Origin of the sequence: Streptomyces sp. NPDC005866, from assembly GCF_040629895.1 — a bacterium.
Taxonomy (GTDB): domain Bacteria; phylum Actinomycetota; class Actinomycetes; order Streptomycetales; family Streptomycetaceae; genus Streptomyces.
The window spans coordinates 174284-200858 of record NZ_JBEXWP010000009.1 but is presented as its reverse complement, the minus strand read 5'-3'; the positions used below and the strand labels follow the sequence as shown (position 1 = coordinate 200858).

Sequence of the window (26575 nt, the reverse complement as noted above, 5' to 3'; positions counted from 1 at the left end):
CCGTGTGGCCGCACTCGACGGCGCTCCGGCCGCGGTCGAGGTCCGCTCCCTGCACAAGTCGTACGGAGACCACGTGGTCCTCGACGGGCTCGACATGACGGTGCGTACCGGCGAGGTCGTGGCCCTGCTCGGTCCCAGCGGATCCGGCAAGAGCACCCTGCTGCGCAGCATCAACCACCTGGAGGAGACGGACTCGGGAGCGGTCCTGCTCGGCGGCCGCCGCATCGGCTACCGCAACGACGGCAAGCCGCTCTCCCCCGCGAAGATCGCGAACGCCCGCGCGGAAGTGGGGGTGGGCATGGTCTTCCAGCACTTCAATCTCTTCGGCCACCTCACCGCCCTCGAGAACGTGGCGGGGCCCCTGCGGTGGGTGCACCGGCTGCCGGCCGAGGAGGCGGAACGCAGGGCGGCCGAGCTGCTCGAAAGGGTCGGTCTCACCCACCGGGCGGGAGCACTGCCGCGGCACCTCTCGGGAGGGCAGCAGCAGCGGGTGGCCATTGCCCGTGCGCTCGCGCCCAGTCCCCGGGTGCTGCTGCTCGACGAGCCGACGTCGGCCCTCGACCCGGAACTCGTCCACGAAGTACTCGACGTGATCCGCCGACTCGCCAGAGAGGACGGTCTGACCATGCTCATCGCCACCCACCAACTGCGCTTCGCCCAGGAGGTGGCCGACCGGGTGGTGTTCATGAGCGACGGCTCCGTGACCGAAGAGGGGCCCGCCGACGAGCTCCTCACGCGTCCCAGGCATCCGGCGACCGCGCGGTTCCTGCAGGTCATGGGCGCGCAGACCATAGGAGGGGTGGCATGACAGTCCCGGCCGACACCCCGGCGGTGAAGGAGACCTTCGTCTTCTCGCCCGAGGACGGGGTGCCCCCGCAAGTCGGTCCCTTCGCGCACGCGACCCGCTTCGGGCAGCTGCTCTTCGTCACCGGCCAGATGCCCACCGACCCGGCCACCGACCGGTTGGTGGAGGGCGGCCTGCTCGCCCAGGCGGAGCAGGTACGCAGCAATCTGAACGCCGTACTCCGCCAGTTCGGCCTCACGCTCGACGACGTGCTGATGGTCCGGGTCTACCTGACCGACTTCGCCGACTTCGACGCCTTCAACACGGCCTACGAAACCTGGTTCGACGGCCCCCTTCCGAGCCGTACATGCGTCGGCGTCACCGGCCTCGCCGTGGGGGCCACCGTCGAGATCGACCTCATCGCCGGCATCCCGGAGAGGAACCACTCATGAGCCTGCCCCTCCTTCAGCCCCACGAGGGGCCACTCCCCGGCCGCCACTACCTGGCGTCGACCGGCGACACGGTCACCTGGGGATGGCTTCCCGCCGAGGGGGCCGCACCGGTCGCGCGGATCGGCTCCGGGGAGACCATCACCGTGGACACCGTGTCGCACGAGGGCATCATGGAAGACCAGGGCAGGGATCCCGTGGCCTTCTTCGGAGAATTCGGGATCGACCCCGGGGACGTGCTGCGCGACGCCGTGGACATCGCGGCCGGTCACCCGGTCCGAGACGCCGTCGGCGACGGACCGCATGTCACCACCGGTCCCATCGCGGTCAGCGGGGCGAGACCCGGCGACGTACTGCGGGTCGACTTCCTCGAACTCGTGCCGCGCGCCCCGTACGGCGTCATCTCCAGCAGGCACGGGTACGGCGCCCTGGCCGGGGAGCTCCCCCCTCTGCCGCACCCCGACTTCGTGCCCGACCCGGGCGACCCGCGGAAGGCAGGCTCCGTCTCCACGTTCTGCCGGGCCTCGGAGGACCTGACAGGCAGCATCGCGGTGCCGGGAGGCCGGGAACTGCGCTTCCCCCTCGCACCGTTCCTCGGGCTCGTCGGGGTGACGAACACCGGTGCCACCCCGCTCAACTCGGTGCCGCCCGGCCCCTTCGGCGGGAACATGGACGTCAAGGACCTCGTCGCCGGCACCAGCCTTTATCTGCCAGTGCAGGTGGACGAGGCTGGGCTCTACGTCGGAGACCCGCACTATGCCCAGGGGCACGGCGAAGTGGCGCTGACCGCGCTGGAGGCCCCGCTGCGCGCGAACCTGCGCGCGACGGTGCTTCCCGCGGCGCAAAGCCGCGCTCTGCTGGGGTTGCTGCGCCGGCCCTTCGGTGAGACGCCGAAGCACTGGATCGCGCTCGGGCTGCACCGCGACCTCAATGAGGCGTTCCGCGAAGCGGTCCGCGAGGCCCTCCGGGTGCTCGCCGATCTGTACGAGGTACCGACGGACATCGGGTACGCCTATCTGAGTGCCGCCGCGGACTTCGTCGTGAGCCAGGTGGTGGACGACGTCAAGGGCGTCCACTGCCTGATCCGCAAGAGCGACTTCGGCGCGTGGACATGATCGTGGAAGGCTGTCGGAGCCGGACCCGGCCGTGGGTTGAAGCCCAGGGCCGAGGTGATCGGACACGGTACGCTGGCTGCACATTCGGCGAGGAGGCAAGGGGCGTGGGAGTAGCGAAAGTACCGCCGCTGCGGACCCGTGCTCACAGCGTCAGCGACGCCCTGGTCGCGCATCTGGAACAGATGATCGCGCTGGGCGAAATCACCCCGGGCGACAGGCTGCCGTCGGAGCGCGAACTGGCCGAGTCGCTGTCCGTGTCGCGGACCTCCCTGCGGGAAGCCCTGCACCAGCTGGAGGCCAAGCACCTCATCGAGCGGCGGCCGGGCCGCGGCACCGTGGTGCTGGCCCCGCCCACCCAGGTCGACGATCTCTACACGAATCTGGCCCAGTTGGCCGAGGCCGACCGGGAACTGACGAACGTGGCCGAACTGCGGACGGTCATCGAACCGAAGATCGCCGAATTCGCGGCACTGCGCGCCACCAGCGCCGACCTGCTGCAGATGGACGACATCCTGCACGCCACGGACGAGAACCTGTTGGGCGCCAAGTCGCTCGAACTCGACATCCAGTTCCACCTGACGCTGGCCAGAGCGAGCCACAACCCGCTGCTCACCGCGCTCACCACGATGGTCAGTTCTTGGACCAGCCCGGTGCGCAAGGACTCCCACAGCACGCGGGAAGGGCGCCGGGCATCGCTCGCCGGCCACCAGGCGATCCGTGACGCGATCGAGGCCCGTGATCCGGCCGCGGCGGCCCGTGCCATGAGCCTTCACCTCGCCGACGTCGACCAGCTGATCCGGCGCTCGCGCGACGACAGCGCACCCTCCGCCGACCAGGCCTGACCTTCGGCCCCACCCGGGCCTACCCCAGCGCCGACCGGGCATGACGGCCCGTCCGGGCCTGGCCCGCCTCTCAACCGCTACGCCCCGCCACAGGGCAGCGCGCTTCCCCCGCAAGTCCTGCTTTCACCGGTTCCGTTCGCGTGCTTCCCGACACGGCGCTGTGACGTGTTCCCAGCCACGCCGGGCCCGGACCCGACGGCAGACCCGATCCAACGACACGAACTCTGGAGTACCCGTGAACACCTCCGCCATGGACCCGGGCGACGCCCGCGAGATGCTCATCGCCGGCCTCGGGCGCCGCAGTTTCCTCCGCGCCGCCACCGCCGTGACCACGGCGGGCACCGCCGCGACACTCTTGTCGAGCGGCCCGGCGCAGGCAGCGCAACCGACGGTCGCGCTGCCGAAGGAGATCCTCCAGCCCGGCAAGGGACCCATCCACGGCAAGCACTACGTGCCGTCCCTTCCGGAACAGGTCCGTTGGGGCTACGTTCCCTCGGTCGGCAGCCGGCCGGTGCTGCGGATGCGGTCCGGAGAGTCGGTGACCGTCGACACTGTCTCCCACGAGGGCCTCCTGGAGGACCAGGGACGCGACCCCGCCGCCTATTTCAAGAGCCACGGTGTGCCGGCCGATCAGGTGCTGGACGACGCGGTCGCCATCGCCCGGGGCTATGACCGCACGACCCGCAACTTCGACGTCGACGGCCCGCACGTGGTCACCGGCCCGATCCACGTCGAGGGGGCGCGACCAGGCGACGTACTGAAGATCGAGATTCTCTCGCTGCTGCCGCGGGTGCCCTATGGCGTCGTGTCCAGTCGCCATGGAAAGGGCGCGCTCGCCCGCCAGGCCGGCGGCTCCGCCCCGGCGGGGATCACGCCCGACGAGGTCATGCCTCCGGTGGCGACGGACGGGCGGTCCACGGGTGACCCCCTGCACTACGGCAATGTCTCGGTCTTCACTCCGGTCCGCCACGGTGGCGCCGGCGCGCTCAACGGCGTGGTCCCGCTGGGCACTTCGGGTGAGGTCGCCTTCCCGCTCAAGCCCCACATGGGCATGATGGGCGTCGCCTTCACCTCCGCGGATGCCCTCACGGCCCCGGCGCTCAACTCGATCCCGCCGACCCTCGGCGGCGGCAACATCGACATCAACCGGCTCCAGCAGGGCTCGACGCTCTACCTTCCCGTCTTCTCCGAGGGCGCGCTGTTCTACACCGGCGACCCGCACATGGCCATGGGCAACGGCGAAGTGGCCCTCACGGCCATGGAGGGTTCCCTGCGCACGACCTTCCGCCTCACCGTGTGCCAACAGGGCTCCGGCGACGCCCCCTCCGTCGCCTTCCACTACCCCTTCGCCGAGACCCAGGACGCCTGGGTGGCCGTGGGCCTGTCGGATCCCGACGGCGGCCTGAACGGCCAGGTCAACGACCTGAACATCGCCATGCGGCGCGCGGTGGTCAACGCGCTGGACTTCCTCGAGCACGACCTCGGCATGGACCGGGCCGTGGCGTACGCGTATCTGTCGGCGGCCGCCGACTTCGAGGTGTCCCAGGTCGTGGACCGCACCGTCGGAGTACACGGCGTCATCGAGAAGGCGCACTTCCCCGCTCGGCACCGCAAGTAGGAGTGCTGGGCGCACATCGCCCCCTCCTAGGCCGGCGGGACTCACGCGCCGGCATTCCGTGGGCATCGGACACCGCCGAAACCTTGTCGGTCGTCCCGTGCCCCGCAGTCCGCGGCGCTCGCCGCCGCGGACTCGACACCTCGCACATTCCTTGCCGCCGCCAACGGCGGTACCAGAGAGGACCAGTGGACGCGTGAGCGAGCACAGCAATCTGAACAGGCGTGGCTTCATCGGCGCCGTGGGCGCCGTCGGCGCGCTGAGCATCGTCGGCGAGACCGCGGGCCCGGCCGCCGCGCAGGGGTCCGCCGCATCGAGAGCCACAGCCGGTACGTCCGGGTCGCGGTCCGGCACAGGCGGCTTCGAGCTGATAGAAGCGACCGTCGCCGACATCCACGACGCCTACCGCCGTGGCTGGCTGACGTGTCGCCAGTTGGTGCAGCAGTACCTCGACCGGATCGCCGCGTACGACAAGCAGGGCCCGACTTTGAAGGCGCTCATCACCGTCAATCCGCGCGCCCTCGAGATCGCCGACGAACTCGACCGCCAGTACCGGCGTTCGGGCCTGATCGGCGCGCTGCACGGCATCCCGGTGATCCTCAAGGACAACTACGACACCTTCGACATGCCGACCACCGGCGGCAACACGGCGATGCGTACCTCCGTGCCGCCCACCGACGCCTTCACGGTCGCCAAGATGCGCAAGGCCGGCGCGATCATCCTCGCCAAGGCCAACCTTCAGGAATTCGCGCGGGGCGGCAACTCGCTCAGCTCACTGGGCGGACAGGTCCTCAACCCCTACGACCTCACCCGTACCCCGGGTGGTTCCAGCGGTGGAACCGGGGCGGCGATCGCGTCGAACTTCGCAGTCCTGGGCACAGGCAGTGACACGGGCCAGTCGGTCCGCTCCCCCGCCTCCGCCAACAGCCTCGTCGGGGTGCGCTGCACCAGGGGCCTGATCAGCCGGAGCGGTGTCATACCGGCCAGCATCACCCAGGACGAGCTGGGCCCCATCACCCGCACCGTGGAGGACGCGGCCCGGATGCTCGACGTCATGGCGGGTTTTGACCCGGCCGACCCCGTCACGGGCTACGGCGTCAGCCGTCCTTCGCACAGCTACACGGACCACCTGGACCGGCACGCGCTCCGGGGCGCGCGCATCGGCGTGATGGCCAACATGTTCGGCACCGAGGCGCGCCACGAGGAGGTCAACCGCGTGATGGAGGAGGTCATCTCCATCATGCGGGCACAGGGCGCGACCATCGTCCGGTTCAGCCTTCCGGAGTACGACACCCTCCAGAGCATCGTGGTGACCTCCACCTGGGAAGCCCACACGGCCATGGACGCGTACTTCGCGACCCTCGGCCCGGACGCCCCGGTGCACACCTTCGACCAACTGGTCACCTCCAAGACGGCGACGCCCGAGGCGCAGTCGGCGATGGAGCAGGAACTCGCCATCGTCGACGGCCTGAACAACCCGACGTACAAGGACCACTTCGTCAACCGCGAGAAGCTTCGGCTGGCGGTGTCCGCCAAGATGGCCGAGCTCGACATCCAGGCGATCCTCTACCCGTTGCAGAAGGTGCTCGTCTCCCCGGTCGGCGTGCCGCAGCCGGAGCGCAACGGCACCCTGTCGAACGGCTCCGGCTTCCCGGCCGTCTGCTTCCCCGGCGGTTTCTCGAGCCCCACCTCGACAGCTCCGATCGGCGTGCCGGTGGGCGCGGAGCTGCTCGGGCGTGAATTCGACGAGCCGCTGCTCCTCTCACTCGCCTATGCCTACGAGAAGGCCGCGAAGACCCGCAAGCCTCCGCGCAGCACCCCGCCCCTGGCGCGGTAACCGAAAGCTTTGGGACGGCAAAACCGAAGGCGAAGGGGCCGAGACCGGACGTGCTCGCCGCCGAAGAGGTTCACTGCCGGGGCTGAATCCCGGGGGACTGAATCTCACGGGGCGGAGAAGCCGGTCAGTAGCCCCTGGCAGCCGAACTGTTGAGGACCCGCCTCAGGGTGTCGTCGCTGCCCAGTCCGCTGCGCCGGGCGGCGGTGACGCTCTCTCCTGACAGGATCAGTGCCTTGGCCGCCTCCAGCCGTACCCCGTGCGACGTAGGCGGTTGGGGGTGAGTCCCAGTTGGGGATGGACATCACCGGCGCCCGCTGGGGCCTGGCAGGCGCCGAGGCCGTCCTCAAGCTCCGCGCGGGGATCAGCAACGGCGACTTCGAGGCGTACTGGGAGTACCACGTGCAGCGAGAGCACCTGCGGGTGCATGCGGTCCGGAACCGCGACGGCCTCGAACTCGCGGCGTGATCACGGTCCCTCAGGTCGAACCACACCCATCCTCGACCACCTCCACGGACCACCTGCCGAGTTCATCGACGCCGTCCGGTCAGAAGTCCGAGGGCACTGGCCCGACGGGAAGTGACGTAGTGGCTCCGTGCCGGCGGGCAGACCGGTCGGTGGCGAGGCCAAGTCGTTGGGTGCGTCGACGAGGGCTGGCACGCCCTCCGCGTGATTTCAGCCCGCCCCCCGGCACAAAAGCGTCGAACGAGCGTCAAGACGTTTGCCCAACCGCCCTCACGAGGTCGATGCAGTGCGCTCCTCATCCGCTCACCGCCATTGAGCGCCATTTCAGCGTCAAAACATCGCCCGTAACGCCCGCACCTCACATCACGCGTACGCGCAAGGCCGCAGGTCAGGAGCCCTTCGCGACCGGCTCCAGAATCGCCACGCACTCCACATGATGCGTCATCGAGAACATGTCCATGAAAAGGGCTTGAAAAAGTACCAGCTCAGAGGGCGTTCATCGCTCCTTCGAGTGGGCTGCTGGGTCCTGAAGCGTCGAACGAGCGTCATGACTCCCAGGACGACAGAGCTGTGCTCGCCAATGCTTGGTCCTTGTCGGATCTGCGCCCACCGCGCTCTCGGGATGCGGCTCAGCGGGGCCCCGATCCAAGGTCCGTGAGCAAGTCGGCCAGCACCGTTTCCTCCTCGACCCGGACACCGCTCTCGGCGAGAGCGACGGCCAGGGCAGGGTCCCAGGGAGTTGCGGCGGGCGGTCCCGTCAGGTCCGGGGCTTCGGCCACTTCGGTCACCGCCGCCCGGTAATCGGCGGCCGTATAGCGCCACGGCCGCCAAGGGACGCTTCGCGCCAGAGCCGCGGCGATGCGCACACCGCCCCAGTCGAAATCGCCGTGGTAGAGGAGGCGGGCTCCCCGCATGGACAGGTCGCGCAGCAAGGTGAGCGCGGCGGCCGACGGCTGCCCCTGGAGGCATACCATCGGCGGGCACGCCGGGCCGAGGGTGTCGGCGGCGGCGGACAGCACGGCCGGGTTCTCGCAGATGTGCACGGTTCCCACCGCCGCAACGGAGGCGACCGGTGCGAGACGGGTGAGGGAGCGGAGCGTCAGGACGGCCGGCTCCCCGGCGTCGGCCATCCAGTCGAGGGCTGGAGTACCGCGCAGGTTGAGAGTGAGGACGGTCGATGACAGGTCGTCCTTGAGCAAGCCCGCCGAGGCCCACGCCTCCCGCCGCCACTGCGCACCGGAGCCGTCAGGGAAGCCGGTGAGGCAACGGATGCCGGACAGGACGAGAGTGGCGAGCGGCGTCCCCTCGTCCAGGGCATGGGCGCCCGAGAGGTTGCGTGCAGCGAACGTCGCCCGCGAAGTCGGGGGTGACGCGGGCAGCGCACGCAACGCGCGCACGGCAGCCTCCACCAGGGGGCCCGCGGTCTCCGGTGTCCGAGCGAGGCGCCGTACGAGACCGTCCCCGCGGATTCGCTCGGCCCAGCGGGCCAGCTCCGCGTCGAGGATGCCGAGCGGGGCGTACGCCTCCTCCCATGCCCGTTCCTCCCTGGTCCGTGTCTCGGCGTGGAGTACGACCGGGCCGGTGAGGGCGACGACGGCCACCGCAAGTCCGTCGGGGCTGACACCGGAGCGCCGCAGGATCTCATCCACGGTGGCGAGGCGAATGCTGAGGGAGCCACTGGATCGTGGTGCCCGTCCCAACAGGCGATCGGCGGCGCGCCGTTGGGACTCCTCGGGGTCGGACAAGGTGACGGAGCCGGTGAGCGGCCGGCCGCGGACCATGCGATGCCGCACGCGGTCCACGAACCAGGCAAGGCCGGGATCGCCGAGCAGACGTCCCAGGCGCTCGGTGTCGATGTCGGTCCGGGCTTCTGCCGGCGGCGGCCCGGTCGGCGCCGCGTCCGCGGTGGCGTCCGGCGGTGTCGCGCGTCCGGCCGCCGCCCGGCCGCCGTCGCGGTCGGGCGGGATCGCAGAATGGGTTACGTCCACAGGGCCCCCTGTCCGCCGACGCTGTCGACGACGGCGGGCTGCCCTGGCTCACGGGAAGGACGCACCGGCCCGTCGGCCCCCTCGCCGGAGCCGCCGGCGCTGGCAGCCGCCGCGAGCGCGTCCGCCCGGGCACCGGGCTCCGTGCCGCGCTGCCGTTCGCTGCCGTCCCATTCCCACCGCGTCACCAGTACGGCGTCGATGTCGTCGACGCGGGAGAGCTGGGCGATGGCGATGCCCGGTACCTGGGGGTAGCAGGCCCATTCGCGTTCGCTGGTCATGACGACGTCGAGGTCGAAGGCGCGCAGCAGACCGAGGCACTTGGCGCGCGAGTCGTCGTCGACGCCGGCGAACGCCTCGTCCAGGGTGACAAGGCGCGGGGCGTGCGCGCCGCCCGCGCTCGCGTAGTGCGACGATGCGGCGGCGAACAGGGGCACGGAGGCGGCCAGTACCCGCTCCCCGCCCGAGGCGGGTCCGGTGGCCGGCACCCACTTGCCGTGCTGGTGGCGTTCGACGCCGAACTCGTGCCAGGACCGGTAGTCGAGGGCGGCGGTGAGGTCCTCCAGCCAGCTGCCGGCGCTGTCGTCGGCCTGCCGGCGGGCGATCTGCTCCTGGAGGAACGTGCCGACCGCGGCCCGGTCCTCGGGCGACCACGCGTCAGCGGACTGACGCAGCCGTTCGCGGGCCTGGGCCAGTCCCTGCGGGGCTCGGCGGGACGCTCGCCACACCAGCCGCAGCTTCATGCCCGTTGAGGTCGGGCGCTCCTCCAGTTCCCTGTTCATGGCGGCCACCTGCCGTTCGGCCGCCCCGATCAGTTCCTGGAGCGTCCCGGCGACCTCGGTGATCAGATGGGTCTGGAGGATCTCGCGCTCGCGTGCGGACAGGATGCGGGTCAGTTCCGCGACCTCCGCCGCCAGTGCCTCGGCGAGTTCGGGTACGGCCCGTTCCCGGCCCTGGTAGACGATGTCGACCCGCATGCCGTCCTCGCTCGGGCGGGCGGTGGCGGTGTGACCGTGCCGCGACAGCGCGTCCTGGAGCCTGCCGAACTCCTCGCTCAGCCGCTTCTGCACGCGTTCCCAGGCCGCGTCGGTGTCGTCGACCGAGGAGAGCCGTGACTCCACCGCCCGCGCGAGGGCGATGGCGGGGGTCGCCGCCCACGTCCCTCCGCCGTCGTCCGGTACATCGATGTCGGGCAGCGCGACAGCGAGCAGCCCCGTCGCGGCGAACCGCCGGAGCGCCGCGACGGCTTCCTCACGCGCGGCGGTCGCCTCGGTGACGTCCTCGGCGAGCCGCTCGATGCGTCCCTCGGCGCGGCTGGCCCGCCGGTCGGCGTCACCGTACTCCGCCCGGGCCTGCCGCTGCTCGTGCTCGCAGACCCGAGCCGCCTCGGCCGTCTCCTCCAGTTGCCTCTGCAGCTCGGCGACGGCCGCTCCGACAGTGGAGCGGAGCGTCGTGAGATGTTCGTCCGCCGCCGCGGCCGCCCAAGCCGCCTCCGTGGCGCGCTCGGCGAGTTCGGACACGAGGAGCCCGGCCCGGTGGGTCTCCTCCTGTTCGCCGGTCACCGCGCGTTCGGCATCGGCGCGTTCGCGCAGTGCGGGCCACAGGGCCGCCAGGAGGGCGGTGTGGTCGGCGAGCGCCTGGCGAACGGCACCCAGTGCCGTGTGGTCGGTGGGGAGGTTCAGGGCAGCCGCGGTGTCGTCGAGTTCGGCCGCCGCGCGGTCGGCCCGTTGCGCCGCCGGAGCCAGTTCCGCGGCCCGTTCGTCCCGCCGGGCGCGGGCGCGACGGACCGCTTCGGTCGCGGCGGTGACGCGTGCGTGGGCGTGCCGCAGGTCGTCGTCGCCGGGCAGTGCGGCGAGTTCGGCGTCCAGCACGGCACGGCGCCCGGCCACGGCGCGGGACTCCTCGGCCAGTCGTTCCCGCTCCGCCGCCAAGCCGTCGACCTCGGCGCGCAGTTCTCCGACCCGGACACGACGCGCCTGCTCCCGCGCTCCTTCCCCCACGTACTGGGCGCTGTCCTTGGCCCAGCTTCCGGTGAGCGCCCCGACGCGGAAGCGCCCGTCCGCGCAGACCCAGGTGTCGTGGCCACCGGCCTCCCACGAGGCCTCGCCGGGCCCGTCGCCGTCGCCCGCGGCCAGCCCGATCGAGGCGAGCAGGCGCCCGACCGTCTCCTCCCCCACGGCCGCGGCCCCCGCGTCCGCGGGGTCGACCGCCGGGCACAGCGCGCGGCCGAGGCCGGTTCCGCCGTGCAGCCCGACCGGGTCGAGCAGCACGTCGTGGCCGTCCGCCGCGACCGCGGAGCCGTCCGGCCGCACCCAGGCGTCGAGGAGTCCGGACGCCTCCAGCGCGGCTTCCAACCCCGCGCGGTCGGCCTCGGTGAGGTGCGGACGGAAGTCGACCAGCCGCCACAGCGGAGCACCGGGGCCCCGGTCCCGCACACCGGGTGTGCGCGTCGGGGGAGCCGCGGGGCCGCGCTCCCCACCCGTTTCGAGGGCAGTCAGTTCCTCCACCGCCAGCCGCTGCCGCTCCGCCGTCGCCGCCGCGCGGTGGGCCAGTGCAGCCGCCCGGTCGGCCAGGCGGGAAGCGGCGGCGCGATGCGCCTCGCTCGCCGCCGTACGGGCCGGCAGCGGCCCGTCCAGTGAGCTCGCCCAGTCCTGTACGGCGTCCAGGACCGCGGGCAGCCCGGGCACCCGCAGCTCGACGAACCCGGAAAGACGCTCACGCACGGCTGTGACCAGCGCCCGCCCTGCCAGGGCGACGACCTCCTCCGCCTCGGCCAGCCGCTCCTCCCCGTGCACGACCTCCTCGTCGGCCTCGTCGACGCGCAGCCGAGCGGCCCGGAGCCGCTCCTCGGCCTGCTCGGCCCGCGTGACGAGCTCCACCACGTGCTCGACGGCGCGCCGCCTGCTCGCGGTCGCCTCGTCCGCCTGCCGGCGCAGGACCGCGTCGGGGGCTCCCTCCGTCCTGGGGAGGTCGAGCCGGGCGGCCGCAGCGCTCTCGGCCACCCGGTCCCGGATGCCGTCCAGCGCCTCCCGGGCTGCCGTGAGCCGGTTGTCCGCGGTGGCGAGCCGGCCCAGGGCCCGGGTGTGCGCCTCGGCCGCCGTACGCCGGTCCGTCTCGGCCCGCTTCAGCTCCGTGGCCGTGCGTGAGGCGTCGTCCGCCGCCCGATCGAGCGCACGGGCGTCGCGCATCTCAGGACGGGACCGCAGCGCGGCTTCCTGGGCGGCCAGCCGCGCGGCCCGCTCGTCGAGGGCGGCGCCCCTCGCCGCGGCCTCCTCGCGTTCCGCCAAGGCCCGGTCTCGGTCCGCCTGTGCCCTGGCGAGTTCCCGTTGCAGGTTCTCGTACCGGGCGTGTTCGCGGCGGGGCAGGCGGGCGCGTCGCCTGGAGGCGAGGCGGGCGTAGCGGCGGTAGTGGTCGAGGAACGCCGAGGACGCCTGTTCGGCCTCGCGGGCAGCCCGCAGTTCCTCCTTCTCCTCGTCCAGCGACCGGAAGGCCTCCGCAGCGTCGGCGACGACTGCCTGGTCCATCGGCGGCAGCGCCTCGGTCAGTGCCCGGGACAGGGCGGCCTCGCTGGGGCGCTTGGACAGCTGGGGCTGGCGCAGCTGGATCAGGAGGTCGACGAGGGCGCCGTAGCGTCGCTCTCCGAGCCCGAACAGGGCTTCGTCGACCGCCCTGCGGTAGGCCTTCGCCGTGTCGTACACCATGCCGTGGCCACCGACGGCCTCGGCGAGCCGGTCGCGCGACAGTGCCGTCCCGGTCGCGTCCAGCAGGTCGAGGCCGGCGCCGATCCGCTGGTCGGTGACCGCGAACCAGTGGCGGGCGATGCCTCGTCCGGCGACCGCCTTCAGTCCGCACAGCAGCGTACGGAAGTGAGCCTCGCCCGTGGTGCCGTCGAGTCGTCCGAACTCGATCCAGGTGTAACCGAGCCGTTCGGGATGCGGATGCGCGCCGCCCAGGAGCAGGTTCCACTCCATGCGCTTGCCCGGGTCGCCGTCGGGTTCGACGCGGCGGGCGGAGAGGTCGCCGTCCAGGAGGAACGGCAGGGTGAGGGCGAGCACCTTCGACTTGCCGGTGCCGTTGTTTCCGCGCAGCAGTAGCCGACCGTCGCGGAACCAGAACTCCTCGACGTCGTAGTGGAAGAGATCGACGAGTCCGATGCGCAAGGGCCGCCAGCGGCCGGGTGCGGGAGCTGGCAGCGCGAGGCCGGGCAACTCGGAGCCGGGGAGCGCGGTCACGGGGTGGTTCACCTTTCGTCCTGCACGGGCTGCACGGGCTGCACGGTCGTGGCGGGGGGCCTGCGGACCCGTCCGGGCTCCCTGACGACGGGCTCGCCGACCGCGTACCGCGCGAGGGCGGGCCGCGGTACGACGCCCCGTTCGGTGCGCTCGGCCAGGCCCAGCGCCACCAGCTTGGTCAGCGCCTGCTCGACGAGTTCGGGCTCCGCTCCCGGCTCCCTCGCCGACTTGGACCAGAATCCGCCGTGCTCGACGGCCAGTTCCCGTACGCGGGCCGCCAGTTCCGCCGGTTGCACGGGCCCGTCCGCCCGTGCCAGGTGCCCGGCCAGCAGCAGCGTGATGTGACCGTGGGTGCCCTGTTCCGGCATGCGCGCGTCCGTGAGGTCGTCCATCGGGTCGACCATGGCGATGCCCTCGGCCCGGACCTCCGGGACGAGTCCCGTCACTTCGTTGATGCGAGCCGTGATGAAGCCGCGCTGCCGGGTGAGATAGGCCAGTTCGTCGTCGGTCAGGTCGTCGTAGTACAGCACCGGGTCGTCCAGGAGGATGCGGGTCAGCTTCCAGCGGACCGCCCGGAACCTGAGCTCGTCGCTGTCGAGCGCGGTCCACGCCGTCATCTCCACCAGGCGCTCCTCGAAGCCCTCGGCCTCGACCATGGAGGGACCCCGCAGGGACGCCGGCATCCCGGCCAGCACGCGCCGCCGCACGTCGTACAGCACGTCACCCGATCCGCTGACGTAGGCGTCCTCGTCGCCGGCCACCCGCCGCAGCACCCCGAGCCGCAGCAGCAGGCGGACGACGGCCGCGAGGTCGAGGCGCTCGTCGCGCCGCTCCAGAGTGAAGGTGATCCCTGCGGCGACGAGTTCGGGATCGGCGGCGGCCAGGACGACCTGCTCGGCGAGGCGTCCGAGGGCCACCTGCGACTCGCCCCGCTCCAGCGCGGCCAGGGCCAGGCAGAGCAGGACGTAGCGGCGACGGGTGAAGGGCAGGGCGCTGCGGGCGGCCTCGCGCGCCGGGTGCGTGGCGTCGGTGAGGGTGCCCGGCGTCTTGCGCAGCCGTGCGGCGTCGGCGTCCGTGCGCAGCGTCCAGCCGACGTTGCGTTCGAACCACTCCCGCAGCTCGGCGGCGTGCCGGCGCACCAGCCGGAACTCGTCGGCGTACGGTCCGTCGACGGTGAGCAGCGGCTCCTTCAGCAGGGCGCGTGCGGCCTTCCGGAGGTCGGCCTGCCGCTGGCCGTCGAGGACCTCGGCGAGGGGGCCGCTCATCGGTCCTCCGTGAGCTGGGGAGCGGTGACCCGTCGGGGAACGGGAATGGGGACGGGTGCCGACGCCGGTGCGGCGGGGTCGCCGCGCCCCACCGTGAGGTCGACGATGTCGATCAGGTGGTCGGGACCGCTGAACACGCCGTCAGGGGTGCGCACTTCGGCTGTCGATCCGTCGTCGAGGGCGGTCAGCCGGATCTCCATCGCACCGTCCCCGCTGGTGGCCGTGGTGGTGGTCGTGCCCGGCCGCCAGGTGGCCAGCGCGTCGCCCAGCAGCCGCAGGAACAACTGGAACGCGAGCGGGTCGAGTTCACCGAGTCGGGACAGCCGCACGGGCCCACCCGTGACGAGACGGTCCCGGGCCCGCCTGGTCTCCTCCGTCTGCCGGGCGGCGATCTCGGCGAGGCGGCGCTTCGCCTCGCCCCGGTCGGTCACCCGGCGCGGCCTGCCGCGCCGTTCGTAACTGCCGGTGCGGCGCAGCTGGGGGCTGATCTTGAGCGGTCGCGCCTCGCTCCACGGGGTGGAGGCCGGCTCCGGGGAGGCCGTCCGTTCGGTGAGGGTGTCGGCGTCGACGGTGAGGTGCCGAGAGGAGTGCAGCCCGAACGCCACCCGCCACAGCCGGTGCCGTGCTTCGTCGTCCGGCGCCTGGGCGAACCAACGCGCCAGGGTGCGGAAGTCGGCCGAGCGGTCCGAGCGTCCGGTCCGCCGCTCGTTGAGCTGCCGTACGACGGCCAGGAGTTGCGGGATCGAACCGAGCGCCCGCCCGCGCAGCAGCCTGGCCTGCGACTCCCGTCCCTCCCCCGACACGAACCACTCGGCGAGCCCGGACCACCGCGCGGCCCACCGCTCGTACGCCACCGCCTCCGCCCGCTCGGCGTCCTCGGGAGCGGCGTCGGCGGCCTCGCGGGCGGCGGCGAGCCGCAGCAGCGGACCGACCCGCTCCTGCTCCTCCAGCTCCCCGATCAGCAGGGCGATGCGCCCGCCGAGGGTGATGAGGTCCTGGATGAAGCGCTCCAGGTACTGGATCAGCCGGTCCTTGTAGGCGAGGAACGCCTCGACGTCGATGTCGTGCAGGTCGATGGTGCGCTGTAGCGAGCCCATGAAGGCACGGGCGTTGTCGGCGAGGTCGGTGAAGCGCGCCGTCAGCACGGACAGGGCGACGTACGCCTTGGCCGGATCGGGCTCGTCCTCGGCGGTGATCACCAGCAGCGCCCGCAGCTGCGTGACGATGTCGTGCAGCGCGACCGCCTGGAGTTCACCGCGCCGCCCCAGCACCTCGTCGTACGTCCCCAGCGCCGCCTCGGCCGCCTCACCGGCCCGGGTGAGCTGATAAATGAACCGCCTGCGGTAGAAGTCCTCGACCGCCGTCACCCGCGCGTGGTCGGGATCGGCCCGCAGGTTCCCCCACTCGACGAGCTTGTCCAGCGCCTGCGTCACCGCTTCGAGGTCGCCGGGTCGGCTCTCCGCGTCCAGCGCCGCGTACACGTCCTCCGGCCGCAGATGCACCGCGAACCGCTCCTTGGCGGCGAGGAACGCCCGCACGACCTTGCGGTAGAGGGGGGCGTTTGGGGCGGTGAGGTGGGCGAACGGGCTGTAGTCGCTGGAGGTCATCTCGCCACATTCTTCCACCGCGGCCACGGGCTCACGTCTGAGTTGTGAACACGCACTCCGCCCAGACGGTCTTGCCCGGGCCTCCGAGCCGGAGGTGCCAGCCCCAGCGGGTGGCGAGCGCCGCGAAGCGTGGGCGGGACTCGTCAGGCAGGCCTGACGGTCGTACGAGAAGCGAGAGCCCTGCCGCCCGATCAAGGACGGCAGGGCTCACGCACACCTCTACTTGGGCAGGTACGGGCTCGGCTTCCCGTACCAGCTGATCCGCAGGGTGTCGCGGGCACGGGTGGCCGCGACGAACAGCAGTGACCGGGCTTTCAGTTCCTCGCGGGCGAGGCGCCGGGGGTCCGTGTCGCGATAACGCTGGACGACGGACGCCCGGGGGATGACGCCGTCGCGGGCACCGACGATGGCGAGCCTCTGGTATTCGAGGCCCTTGAAGCGGTGCATGGTGCCGACGTGGATGTCGCCGTCTCCCTTGACGCCCTCCTTGGTGATTAGGCGACGGTCAGCTCGGCCTCGGTCGCCAGGTAGTACATGACCTGGTTGACGGCTTCACGGTCGGCGACGCACACCGCGATGGTGCCGCGGGGGTCGCGGACCTTGCCGTCGGCTCCACCGGTGGCGAGTTCCTCGCGCCAGGCCCGCAGAGTGGTGGCGAGCTGGGCGAGTTCGTCGTCCCAGCTCTCGCAGCGGACGAGTTCAGGGGCCGGACCGCGCAGAACCGAGCGGTAGCCGTCGAGGGTGTCGGTACCGTCGTCGAGGTCGTCGAAGGTGATCTGGTCGCTCTTGGGGTTCACCACTTCCATGGCCCGGTTCAGGATTTCGCGGGTGGTGCGGTAGGGAACGAGGACGTTCCCGGCCCGGATGGCACCAGAACAGTTGGCGCACGCATCCGCGGTCGCCACATCCGCCTTGGACCGGATCAAGCGCGATAGAGCGTCCAGCCAGGTATCGATGTCCCACCTTAATCCAGTGCTGGCCCCAGAGCATCAAGCTCGTGGCGCTCCACGCTTGTGCTGTGGGGGGGAGCCTCAGGTCCGGAGGCTGTTCTCGAATCGGCGGCGCTCCACCAGCCCGCCGAGGCCGTCGATGTGGCGGATGCCGGCTCCCTTGGCATGGCGCCAGCCCGGTCGACCTGGTTGCGCGGGGCCAACGCTCGGGCCGCCTGGGCGGAACTTCTCGGCTCTATTCAGGCGGGCGCCGGTACCCCGCCCCGCTGTACGACGATCATGGCCATGTCGTCGTTGAGCAGACCGCCCGCGTACGCCCGAACGTCGGCGGTGATCTGCCGCAGAAGCGGCCCGGGGGCGTGTTCGGCCCACCTCTGTACACGTTCGGCGAGCGGATAGAAGGTGCCCTCGCTGTCGCGCGTCTCGGTGACGCCGTCCGTGTAGAGCAGGATCCTGTCCCCGTCCTGGAAAGGGAAGGTCGCCGCCGTGTACACGGTCTCGGACATGGCGGCGAGGCCGAGTGGTGGGGCGGGTTGCGTCACATGGAGAGCGGTGGCGGCGGTCTGGGCTGCCCGGCGCAGCAGCAGGGGCGGTGGATGTCCACAGCTGATCATGTGGACCACCGGTTCGTCGTCCGGGATGTCGAGCAGCACGGCAGTCACGAAGCGTTCGGCGGCCTCGGGGTCGGATTCCGAGAACTCCGCGAGGCCCCAGGAGACCGCGTCCTCGACGTAGGCGACCAGTTCCGTCAGCGGGATCTGACGGTGGGCCGCGGCACGGAAGGCGCCCAGCACGATCGCCGTGTCGCTGATCGAGGCGAGGCCTTTGCCGCGGACGTCTCCGATGATCAGTCGGGTGGAGTCGGAAGTACGGGCCGCGGCGTAGAGGTCGCCGCCGATGTAGGTGTCGGCTTCGGCGCTGTGGTACTCCGCTGCGAGCGACACCGCTCCGGCCTGCTCCGGGAGCGGTCGCAGGACGACGCGCTGGGCCGTGTCGGAGACGGTCCGCGCCCGGACGAGTTCCCGCTGGTGCCGGTCCCGCAGATGGGTGAAGGCGACCAGGAGGATGCAGAGCGTGGCGAGTGAGACGAGTTCCACCAGGACGCTCTCGGTGCTCAGGACCCGCCGCTCCGCCCCAGCGGCGATCAGCGCGAGTACGGAGAGAGCACCGATCATTGCCGTGGGTCGCGGACCGGTGCCGATGGCGGTCACGGCGGTGGCGACGACCAGCAGATGGGCGAGGTGGATGTCCGGCGGAAGGAACGCGTCGGCCACCGGGACGCAGATGACCAGGAGCAGCGGGGCGACCACCCAGAGCGGGCGCGGTGCTGCGCGCCACCAGGCCCGCAGGGTCCTGTTCGCCTTCGCGGTGGTCGCAACGCTCACTTCTTGCTCCCGTGCATGCTGCTGGATCATGGCCCCCGGTTCCGCCAGGGTGAACGACTGCGGGTGTGGCGGCGCAGCCAGGCTGGTGACGGCCCGTCGGGTGGTCACCGGGCTCCAGCGCCTGGGTCGCTGTTTCCGTCTTCGTCTCCGGGATCCGCGTCGCTCCTGATGTCAACCGGGTGAATAACAGGAGTATTCCGGATGATTCAGCCCAAGGGCGACAAGACCGAACCGCGCACCGGGAGGGCGAAGAGATCCAACTGAGCAGGCGCGCGTCGGGGTGGCGCCGTTCCAGGAGGACGACCTGCTGCTCGCCGAGGGGCTCGTCACCCGGGCCGCGCTCTGTCTGGAGAACGCCCTGCAATACGCACGCGAGCGCACCGCCGCCCTCACACTCCAGCGTGACCTGCTCCCCCAGCGCGTGCGAGGCGGCGCCGCCGTCGAGGTGGCCTCCCGCTATGCGCCGGCCGACCTCGACCGGGGCGTGGGGGGTGACTGGTTCGACGTGGTCGAGCTGTCCGGCGCCCGAGTGGCCCTCGTCGTCGGCGACGTGGTCGGTCAGGGCATCCACGCCGCGGCGACCATGGGCAGGCTGCGCACCGCCATGCACACACTCGCGGACCTGGAGGTGCCCCAACCGCGTGGGTACGGGAACAAGACCCCCGCCCTCCGTCGGCCGCTGACTCCGCGCGTCGGGATGCGGGTCCTCCGCGAGAAACAACTCCAGACCACGCCCGCCGTAGGGAACCTTCTCGATGCGCTTGCCCACCGGCTCCAGACCGTGCCGCTTCGCGTAGTTGACGACACGCCGCCACTCCGCGACCTCGCCGGCATCAGGATCAGTGATCCGCACACGCCCCTCGGCAACGAGCCGTCGATCAGCTCCTGCACCTTCGCCCGTCGGGCCCGCGCGACGGGCCGCTCGCTGTAGGGCGCCCGAGGCTTGGCAGGCACCGCCGGCTGACCGCCACCGGCGACCGCAGAGTCATCGTTGGTCATCAGGAACCTACGATCCCGCAAGGCATCCGCCGAGCGCCAGTCACCCGACACCAAGGTTCCAGCACCCTCGTCGACAGCGGAGGCGATCGACGAACCCCCATTGGCGTATAGAGCCGAAAGAGCATCCGTCAGCGCTGGGAGCCCTCTGGGACTTTTCTGGGACTTCCGGCTCCATAAACCGGCACGAACGTGAAACAGCTGAAAGGCCATTCGCGCAGGTCAGCGACCCTTAGCAACTTATCGGGGCAGGTCACCGCGTTCACTGGTCTCTTCCGGGACAAGTGATCATCAGGAACCAGCAGCTCCGCGCAGAACGTCGCCCGCCCTCGGCCCCCCATCGATATACGCCACCCGACAGGGCCTGACCTGCCCAATAGTTCGCCTGACACCCCATCAGAACGAGCGTCAAATGAGCGTCACGAGCGTCATTTCAGCGTCAAGATATCGCCCGTAACGCCCACACCGCACATAATGCGCACAGGTAAAACCGCAGGTCAGGAGCCCTTTGCGGCCGGTTCGAGGATGGCGACACACTCCACGTGATGGGTCATCGGAAACAGATCGAACGCCCGCAGCGTCCGCACCCGGTACCCGCCGTCCCGGAAGTACGCCAGGTCCCGTGCCAGTGCGGCCGGGTCGCAGGCGACGTACGCGATCCTGCGGGCGCCCAGCGACGTCAGGTGCTCCACGGTCTTGCGGCCCGCGCCCGCGCGGGGCGGGTCGAGGACGACGAGGTCGACCTCGGTGATGCCGGTGCGCGGGAGGACCGACTCCACCTTGCCCTGCTCGATGCGTACCCGCGGGAAGTCCGCCAGGTTGTGGCGGGCGTCCTCCACCGCGCGCTTGCCTGACTCGATACCGAGGACCGCGCCCTTCTCACCGAGGCGGTCGGCGAGGGCGCCGGCGAACAGGCCGACACCGCAGTAGAGGTCGAGCGCCATCTCGCCCTTGCGCGGCAGCAGGCCCTGCATCACCGCCGTCACCAGGGTGTCCGCCGCCTTCGGGTGGACCTGCCAGAAGCCGCCGTTACCCACGCGGTGGGTACGGCCGTCGGCGCGTTCGCGGACGAAGGCGCGGCCGTGGACGCGGTGGACGCCGCCGTCGTTCTCGTCCACCCGCAGGACCGAGACCGGCTTGTCGAGTTCGACGAGGGGCAGCCGGGCGCCGGGGTTGGGCTCCAGGATCACCATGCGGTCCTGGGAGCCGGTCGCGGCGATCGCCTCCACCGAGGCCATGCCCGACCAGTCGCGCTCCTCGATACCGAGTTCGCTGACACCCGGCGCGGCGATCATGCAGTGCTCGATCGGCTCCACCTCGTGCGAGCGGTGCCGGCGCAGCCCCGCGTTGCCGTCGGCGTCGACCGCGTACTGCACGCGCGTGCGCCACTGCGGCACCTCACCCGCCGGCAGCTTGTCGCCCTCGGCGGGCATGACCGTGCCGTCCCAGCCCGCCTCCTCCGGTGTCAGGCCGGCCAGCCGCCACAACTGCTCGGCGATCACCTCGCCCTTGAGCCGGCGCTGGGCGCCCGGCTTGGCGTGCTGCCAGTCGCAGCCGCCGCAGCGGCCGGGGCCGGCGTAGGGGCAGGGTGCCTCGACGCGGTCCTTGGACGCGTCCACGATGTCGACCGCGTCGGCGCGCAGGAAGCGGGCCCCCTCCTCGCCCTCGGTCACCCGGGCCACGACCCGCTCGCCGGGCAGCGCGTGCCGGATGAACAGCACCTGGCCCTCGGCGGTCCGGGCGATGCAGTGGCCGCCGTGTGCGACCGGGCCCACCTCGACCTCGTACTCCGTCCCCACCAGAGATTTCTTCGGTTCTGCCTGCATGGCGGGGTGACTCCAGATCAGCGAGAGGGGGACCGGCCGCTCATGGGCCGACGACAGCCCACCAGTCTACGTGGTCGCCGAAGCCCCCCTACCCACACGCGGTCGCCGAAAGCCCCCTCCCCCGCGGCCTACGCCGCCGGCGCCCCGACTCCACACGCAGAGCCACCGGCGCCCCGACTCCACGCAGGCCCACCGGCGCCCCGACTCCACGCAGGGGCACCGGTACCCGTCCCGCTCAGCCCGCGCTGTGCTCCTTGGGCCGGTGTTCGGCCGGACCGCGTCGCACCGCGCCCGGCGCGTTCCACTCCTGCCGCTTGCGGGCCCGGTTCCTCGCCAGCTCCGAGGACGCCAGCTGGTAGGGCACGGAGGTCACCATGACACCCGGCGTGAACAGCAGCCGGCCCTTGAGGCGCAGGGCGCTCTGGTTGTGCAGCAGATGCTCGTACCAGTGGCCGACGACGTACTCCGGGATGATCACGGAGACCGCGTCCCGCGGGGACTGGGCGCGCAGGCCCTTGACGTACTCGATGACCGGCCGGGTGATCTCGCGGTAGGGCGAGTCGAGGACCTTCAGCGGTACGTCTATCCCGCGCCCCTCCCACTCCTCGCGCAGCGCCTTCGTCTCGGCCGGGTCGACGTTGACGGTGAGCGCCTCCAGGGTGTCCGAGCGCATCAGCTTGGCGTAGGCGAGGGCGCGCAGGGTGGGGCGGTGGATCTTGGAGATCAGGACGACCGAGTGGACTCGGGACGGCCGTACCAGGTCGTCGTCCGGCTCCTCGGGGGCCGAGATCTCCTCGGAGACCCGGTCGTAGTGCTTACGGATCGCGGTCATCGTCGCGTAGAAGATGCACATGCCGAGCAGCGCCACCCAGGCGCCGTGCGTGAACTTGGTGACCAGGACGACGACCAGCACCAGGCCGGTGAAGAAGGCGCCGAACGCGTTGATCGCACGGGAGCGCATCATGTGGCTGCGCTTGGCCGGGTCCTTCTCGGTCGCCAGGTGGCGGTTCCAGTGCCGGACCATGCCGGTCTGGCTGAGCGTGAAGGACACGAACACGCCGACGATGTAGAGCTGGATGAGGCGGGTCGAGTCGGCGCCGTAGATGACCGTCAGCAGGGCGGCGGCGCCGGCGAGCAGCACGATGCCGTTGGAGAAGGCGAGGCGGTCGCCGCGGGTGTGCAGCTGGCGCGGCAGGTAGCGGTCCTGGGCGAGGATCGAGCCGAGCAGGGGGAAGCCGTTGTACGCGGTGTTCGCCGCCAGGAAGAGGACCAGGGCGGTGGCGGCGGCGAGCAGGATGAACAGGAAGCTGCCCTTGCCGAAGACGGCCTCGGCGACCTGGGAGATCACCGGGTTCTGGACATACCCCGCGCCGACCCCGACGCCGTTGTGGATCAGATCCGTGGCCGGGTTCTCGGCCATGCGGACCTTGGTGACGGCGGCGAGCGCGATGATGCCGCAGAACATGGTGACCGCCAGCAGGCCCATCATGGCCAGCGTGGTCGCCGCGTTCTTCGACTTCGGCTTGCGGAAGGCCGGGACGCCGTTGGAGATCGCCTCGACACCGGTGAGCGCGGCACAGCCTGAGGAGAAGGCGCGGAGGAGAAGGAAGACCAGGGCGAAGCCGGCCAGGCCTTGGTGTTCGGCCTTGATGTGGAAGTCGGCGGTCGGGGCCCGCATCATGTCCCCGAGTACCAGGCCCCGGAACGCGCCCCACGCGATCATGATGAAGACGCCGCCGACGAACACGTACGTCGGGATCGCGAAGAGCTTGCCGGACTCCTTCACCCCGCGCAGGTTCATCAGCGTCAGCAGCACGATCACGGTGACGGCGCAGAAGACCTTGTGCTCGACCACGAAGGGGACCGCCGAGCCGAGGTTCTCGATGCCGGAGGCGATGGAGACGGCGACGGTCAGGACGTAGTCGACGAGCAGGGCGCTCGCGACGGTCAGGCCGGCCTTGTTCCCGAGGTTGGTGGTGGCGACCTCGTAGTCGCCGCCGCCGCTCGGGTAGGCGTGCACGTTCTGCCGGTATGAGGCGACCACGGTGAACATCAGCACGACGACCGCGACCGCGATCCAGGGGCTGAAGTGGTACGCCGACACGCCCGCGATGGACAGGACCAGCAGGACCTCCCCCGGCGCGTAGGCGACGGAGGACAGCGGGTCGGAGGCGAAGACGGGGAGTGCGATGCGCTTCGGCAGGAGTGTTTCGCCCAGCCGGTCACTGCGCAGTGCGCGCCCGATCAGGATCCGTTTGGGCACGTCGGTCAGTTTGGACACGAGAAAGGATCGTAGGCCTTCGGCCTGCCAACCCTCCAGCCGCAGTACTGGATCTGCCTCCCGAGTGAAAAAGGTGACGGCTGGAACTGCGGATTCCGTTGCCTTCGCGTCATTCGTGCCTAGATGGCAGACCCCGCCTGTCATCGCACTTCGGAGGTCTTATGCCCGCGACCGCAGAGCTGATCGGTGCCGCGGTCGCCCTCGTCGGCCTCGGAGTCCTCACTGCCTGGAGCGTGCGCAGCATCACTCGGCGATGAGCGTGGCACAGGGGTGCCCGGGCCGGACGGTGCGTGTGTAGCTTGGGCGTCGGTCTGAGACCCTGATGGGGCTGAGCAGTAACTTTTGGACACCGGAAGGACGGTCGTGCACATCGTCATCATGGGCTGCGGCAGAGTGGGTTCCGCTCTCGCCCAGACCCTGGAGCAACAGGGGCACACGGTCGCCGTGATCGACCAGGACCCCACCGCCTTCCGCAGGCTGGGCCCGGGATTCGGCGGCCGCCGGGTCACCGGAGTCGGCTTCGACCAGGACACGCTGCGCGAAGCGGGCATCGAGGAGGCAGGCGCCTTCGCCGCCGTCTCCAGCGGTGACAACTCGAACATCATCTCGGCCCGGGTGGCCCGCGAGATGTTCGGTGTGGAGAACGTCGCGGCCCGTATCTACGATCCGCGGCGCGCCGAGGTCTACCAGCGCCTCGGCATCCCCACCGTCGCCACGGTCCGCTGGACCGCCGACCAGATGCTGCGCCGGCTGCTGCCCTCGGGCGCGGAGCCGCTGTGGCGTGACCCCACCGGCGGGGTCCAGCTGGCCGAGGTGCACGTGTCCCCGAAGTGGGTCGGCCACAAGATCAGCGAGTTGCAGGAGGAGACCGGTGTCCGGGTCGCCTTCCTCACCCGGCTCGGTGAGGCGATGCTGCCCACCTCGCAGACGGTGCTGCAGGAGGGCGACCTGGTGCATGTGATGATGCGGACGGACGACGTCGACAAGGTCGAGGCCGCCTTCGCCGGGGGTCCGGAAGAGGAGGGCGGTCACTGATGAGGGTCGCCATTGCCGGAGCCGGCGCCGTCGGCCGCTCGATCGCGGGCGAGCTGCTGGAGAACGGCCACGAGGTCCTGCTGATCGACAAGGCCCCGACCGCCATCTCGGTCGAGCGGGTCCCGCAGGCGGAGTGGCTGCTCGCCGACGCCTGTGAGATCACCTCCTTGGACGAGGCGGCGCTGCAGCGCTGCAACGTCGTGATCGCCGCGACGGGCGACGACAAGGTGAACCTGGTCGTCTCGCTCCTCGCGAAGACGGAGTACGGCGTTCCGCGCGTCGTCGCCCGGGTCAACAACCCCAAGAACGAGTGGCTGTTCAACGAGGCCTGGGGCGTGGACGTCGCCGTCTCGACGCCTCGTCTGATGTCCGCCCTGGTCGAGGAGGCGGTGAGCGTCGGCGACCTGGTCCGCCTGCTGCGCTTCAGCCACGGCGACGCGAACCTGGTCGAGCTGACCCTGCCCGAGGAGTCAGCCCTGGCCGGCACCCAGGTCGGCGATGTGGCGTGGCCCGAGGACACCTCCCTGGTCACGATCATCCGCGGCACCCGGGTCCTCACCCCCTCCCCCGAGGACTCCCTGGAGGCGGGCGACGAACTCCTCTTCGTCGCGGCCCAGGCCCGCGAGGAACAGCTGGAGGACCTGCTGTCGGTACGGCGGGAAGACGGCTGACGGGAGCACACGGAACAGAGAGAAGGGCGCCCTCCGCTGTGGAGGGCGCCCTTCTCCCGTATCCGGCTACTTGCGGTGGCGTCCGCCCGAGGCCTCGCCGCTCTCCTCGGCCGGCGCGGCCTTGCGCTCCTCCTCGGCCTTCTCCTGCGCCTCCATCTCGGCGAAGACATCGATCGGCGCCGGCGCCTTCGCCAGGAAGACCCAGGTGAGCCAGACGGCGAGCAGGAACGGCGGGATCTTCAGCGCGACCAGCACCCAGCCGAGCTGGGCGGTGTTGGCCCACCAGTACAGCGGGAAGAGGATCGCGCACTTGGCGAGCAGGATCAGGCCCCAGGCCCAGCTGGCCTTGGCGTAGGCCTTCTTGCGGCCGGGGTTGCGGGTACGCCAGGAGAGGTTCTCCTTGAAGACCGGGCCGAGGATCAGGCCGATCAGTGGCACCCCGCACAGCGTGGTGACGATGTACGCCAGCGCCAGGCCCAGCGTGTAGAGCATGCCGGGCAGGTAGAAGTCCTTGGCGTTGCCGGTCATCATCGCGAAGACGACACCGAAGGCGACGCCGAAGACACCGCTGAAGGCGTGCTTGACGGTGCCCCTCATGGCCAGGCGCACCACGACCAGCACCACGGAGACGGCGAGGGCGGCGATCGCCGACCAGTGCAGGTCCTTGTTGATGGTGAAGATCGTGACGAACAGCAGGCCGGGCAGCACCGTCTCGACCATGCCGCGTACGCCGCCGAAGGCCTCGAACAGCGCGGCCTCGGTCACCGCCCGCGCATCGTTCTCCGCCTGAGTGTCTTCGGTCGGCTTGTCGAGCGACGTCACCGGCTACTCCCTACCGAGGGGTCTCAGTTCGTACTTGGGGTTGAACAGCACCCGGCGGCCCCGGCTCATCGAGATCCGGCCCGATGCGATCAGCCTGCGCCCCGGTTCTATGCCCACGATGGAGCGCCTGCCCAGCCAGACCACGTCCAGCGCGGCGGAGCCGTCGAACAGCTCGGCCTCCAGGGCGGGGACTCCGGCACGCGGCCGCAGGGTGACCGTGCGCAAGGTACCAGTTACGGTGACGATCTGCCGGTCCTGGCAGTCGCCGATCCGGATGCAGCCCGCCGTGTCGGCGTCCTCGCGCAGTTCCTCGGACTCCAGGTCCTCCTGCGACGAGGACAGCCGGCCGAGCATGCGCCGGAACCGGCCGGCCGGCTTTTCGGAACGAGGAACAGCACTCATGTCTGAAGCGTACC

General features: G+C 71.1%; 19 protein-coding genes and 2 pseudogenes. 10 read left to right on the top strand and 11 right to left on the bottom strand.

From position 1 onward, the window contains the following. Positions 1-4: 4 nt before the first annotated feature. The 7 genes and pseudogenes from ABZ396_RS16150 to ABZ396_RS16120 form a co-directional block, all read left to right on the top strand. Positions 5-808: an amino acid ABC transporter ATP-binding protein gene (locus ABZ396_RS16150; protein ID WP_358924328.1), complete on the top strand. Its 804-nt coding sequence runs from the start codon at positions 5-7 to the stop codon at positions 806-808. After that, complete coding sequence (locus ABZ396_RS16145; protein WP_358924260.1) at positions 805-1236, top strand: Rid family hydrolase; 432 nt, start codon at positions 805-807, stop codon at positions 1234-1236. Before ABZ396_RS16150 ends, ABZ396_RS16145 begins: the two co-directional genes overlap by 4 nt. Further along, on the top strand, positions 1233-2348 hold the full coding sequence (locus ABZ396_RS16140; RefSeq protein ID WP_358924258.1) for an acetamidase/formamidase family protein: 1116 nt from the start codon (positions 1233-1235) through the stop codon (positions 2346-2348). Before ABZ396_RS16145 ends, ABZ396_RS16140 begins: the two co-directional genes overlap by 4 nt. A gap of 104 nt (positions 2349-2452) precedes the next feature. Next, positions 2453-3190 (top strand): FadR/GntR family transcriptional regulator, encoded by a 738-nt coding sequence (locus tag ABZ396_RS16135; RefSeq protein WP_358924256.1) that lies wholly within the window; start codon positions 2453-2455, stop codon positions 3188-3190. A 235-nt stretch (positions 3191-3425) separates the two neighbouring features. Next, a complete protein-coding gene (locus ABZ396_RS16130) occupies positions 3426-4808 on the top strand; it encodes an acetamidase/formamidase family protein (RefSeq protein ID WP_358924254.1) in 1383 nt (460 codons plus the stop codon). Positions 4809-5001: 193 nt separating this feature from the next. Then, the gene (locus ABZ396_RS16125; protein WP_358924252.1) at positions 5002-6642 is read left to right on the top strand and encodes an amidase family protein; all 1641 of its coding nucleotides are present in this window, start codon (positions 5002-5004) and stop codon (positions 6640-6642) included. Positions 6643-6936: 294 nt separating this feature from the next. After that, positions 6937-7107: pseudogene (locus ABZ396_RS16120) on the top strand (ISKra4 family transposase); the annotation flags it as partial. Positions 7108-7733: 626 nt separating this feature from the next. Here the strand turns inward: ABZ396_RS16120 and ABZ396_RS16115 are convergent. The 7 genes from ABZ396_RS16115 to ABZ396_RS16085 form a co-directional block, all read right to left on the bottom strand. Continuing rightward, positions 7734-9092 (bottom strand): TIGR02679 family protein, encoded by a 1359-nt coding sequence (locus ABZ396_RS16115; protein ID WP_359184801.1) that lies wholly within the window; start codon positions 9090-9092, stop codon positions 7734-7736. Next, on the bottom strand, positions 9083-13321 hold the full coding sequence (locus ABZ396_RS16110; protein ID WP_358926834.1) for a TIGR02680 family protein: 4239 nt from the start codon (positions 13319-13321) through the stop codon (positions 9083-9085). The genes ABZ396_RS16115 and ABZ396_RS16110 overlap by 10 nt, the downstream gene beginning before the upstream one ends. Before the next feature lie 8 nt (positions 13322-13329). Continuing rightward, the gene (locus ABZ396_RS16105) at positions 13330-14586 is read right to left on the bottom strand and encodes a TIGR02678 family protein (protein WP_358926833.1); all 1257 of its coding nucleotides are present in this window, start codon (positions 14584-14586) and stop codon (positions 13330-13332) included. Beyond that, positions 14583-16193 (bottom strand): TIGR02677 family protein, encoded by a 1611-nt coding sequence (locus ABZ396_RS16100; protein WP_358926832.1) that lies wholly within the window; start codon positions 16191-16193, stop codon positions 14583-14585. The genes ABZ396_RS16105 and ABZ396_RS16100 overlap by 4 nt, the downstream gene beginning before the upstream one ends. Positions 16194-16412: 219 nt before the next feature. Further along, positions 16413-16640 (bottom strand): 3'-5' exonuclease, encoded by a 228-nt coding sequence (locus ABZ396_RS16095; protein ID WP_358926831.1) that lies wholly within the window; start codon positions 16638-16640, stop codon positions 16413-16415. 47 nt (positions 16641-16687) lie between these two features. Next, entirely contained in the window at positions 16688-17119 is a 432-nt protein-coding gene (locus tag ABZ396_RS16090; protein WP_358926830.1) for a hypothetical protein, read from the bottom strand. A gap of 263 nt (positions 17120-17382) precedes the next feature. Continuing rightward, the gene (locus tag ABZ396_RS16085; protein ID WP_358926829.1) at positions 17383-18528 is read right to left on the bottom strand and encodes a PP2C family protein-serine/threonine phosphatase; all 1146 of its coding nucleotides are present in this window, start codon (positions 18526-18528) and stop codon (positions 17383-17385) included. Between the two features lie 286 nt (positions 18529-18814). Here ABZ396_RS16085 and ABZ396_RS16080 point away from each other — a divergent pair. After that, positions 18815-19162, top strand: a pseudogene (locus ABZ396_RS16080) (SpoIIE family protein phosphatase); the annotation flags it as partial. A gap of 859 nt (positions 19163-20021) precedes the next feature. Here ABZ396_RS16080 and ABZ396_RS16075 read toward each other — a convergent pair. Together ABZ396_RS16075 and ABZ396_RS16070 are read right to left on the bottom strand one after the other, a co-directional pair. Continuing rightward, positions 20022-21350: a TRAM domain-containing protein gene (locus ABZ396_RS16075; RefSeq protein WP_358926828.1), complete on the bottom strand. Its 1329-nt coding sequence runs from the start codon at positions 21348-21350 to the stop codon at positions 20022-20024. Positions 21351-21585: 235 nt separating this feature from the next. After that, the gene (locus ABZ396_RS16070; protein ID WP_358926827.1) at positions 21586-23631 is read right to left on the bottom strand and encodes an APC family permease; all 2046 of its coding nucleotides are present in this window, start codon (positions 23629-23631) and stop codon (positions 21586-21588) included. A gap of 363 nt (positions 23632-23994) precedes the next feature. Here ABZ396_RS16070 and ABZ396_RS16065 point away from each other — a divergent pair, with 363 nt between their 5' ends. Together ABZ396_RS16065 and ABZ396_RS16060 are read left to right on the top strand one after the other, a co-directional pair. After that, a complete protein-coding gene (locus ABZ396_RS16065) occupies positions 23995-24666 on the top strand; it encodes a TrkA family potassium uptake protein (RefSeq protein WP_358926826.1) in 672 nt (223 codons plus the stop codon). After that, positions 24666-25337, top strand: a complete 672-nt coding sequence (locus ABZ396_RS16060; RefSeq protein ID WP_358926825.1) for a TrkA family potassium uptake protein — start codon at positions 24666-24668, stop codon at positions 25335-25337. The genes ABZ396_RS16065 and ABZ396_RS16060 overlap by 1 nt, the downstream gene beginning before the upstream one ends. Positions 25338-25403: 66 nt before the next feature. Here ABZ396_RS16060 and ABZ396_RS16055 read toward each other — a convergent pair whose 3' ends face one another. Beyond that, positions 25404-26159, bottom strand: coding sequence for a DUF3159 domain-containing protein (locus ABZ396_RS16055; RefSeq protein ID WP_358923191.1), 756 nt, complete (start codon positions 26157-26159; stop codon positions 25404-25406). Between the two features lie 3 nt (positions 26160-26162). After that, positions 26163-26561, bottom strand: coding sequence for an OB-fold nucleic acid binding domain-containing protein (locus ABZ396_RS16050; RefSeq protein ID WP_358923189.1), 399 nt, complete (start codon positions 26559-26561; stop codon positions 26163-26165). Positions 26562-26575 lie beyond the last annotated feature (14 nt).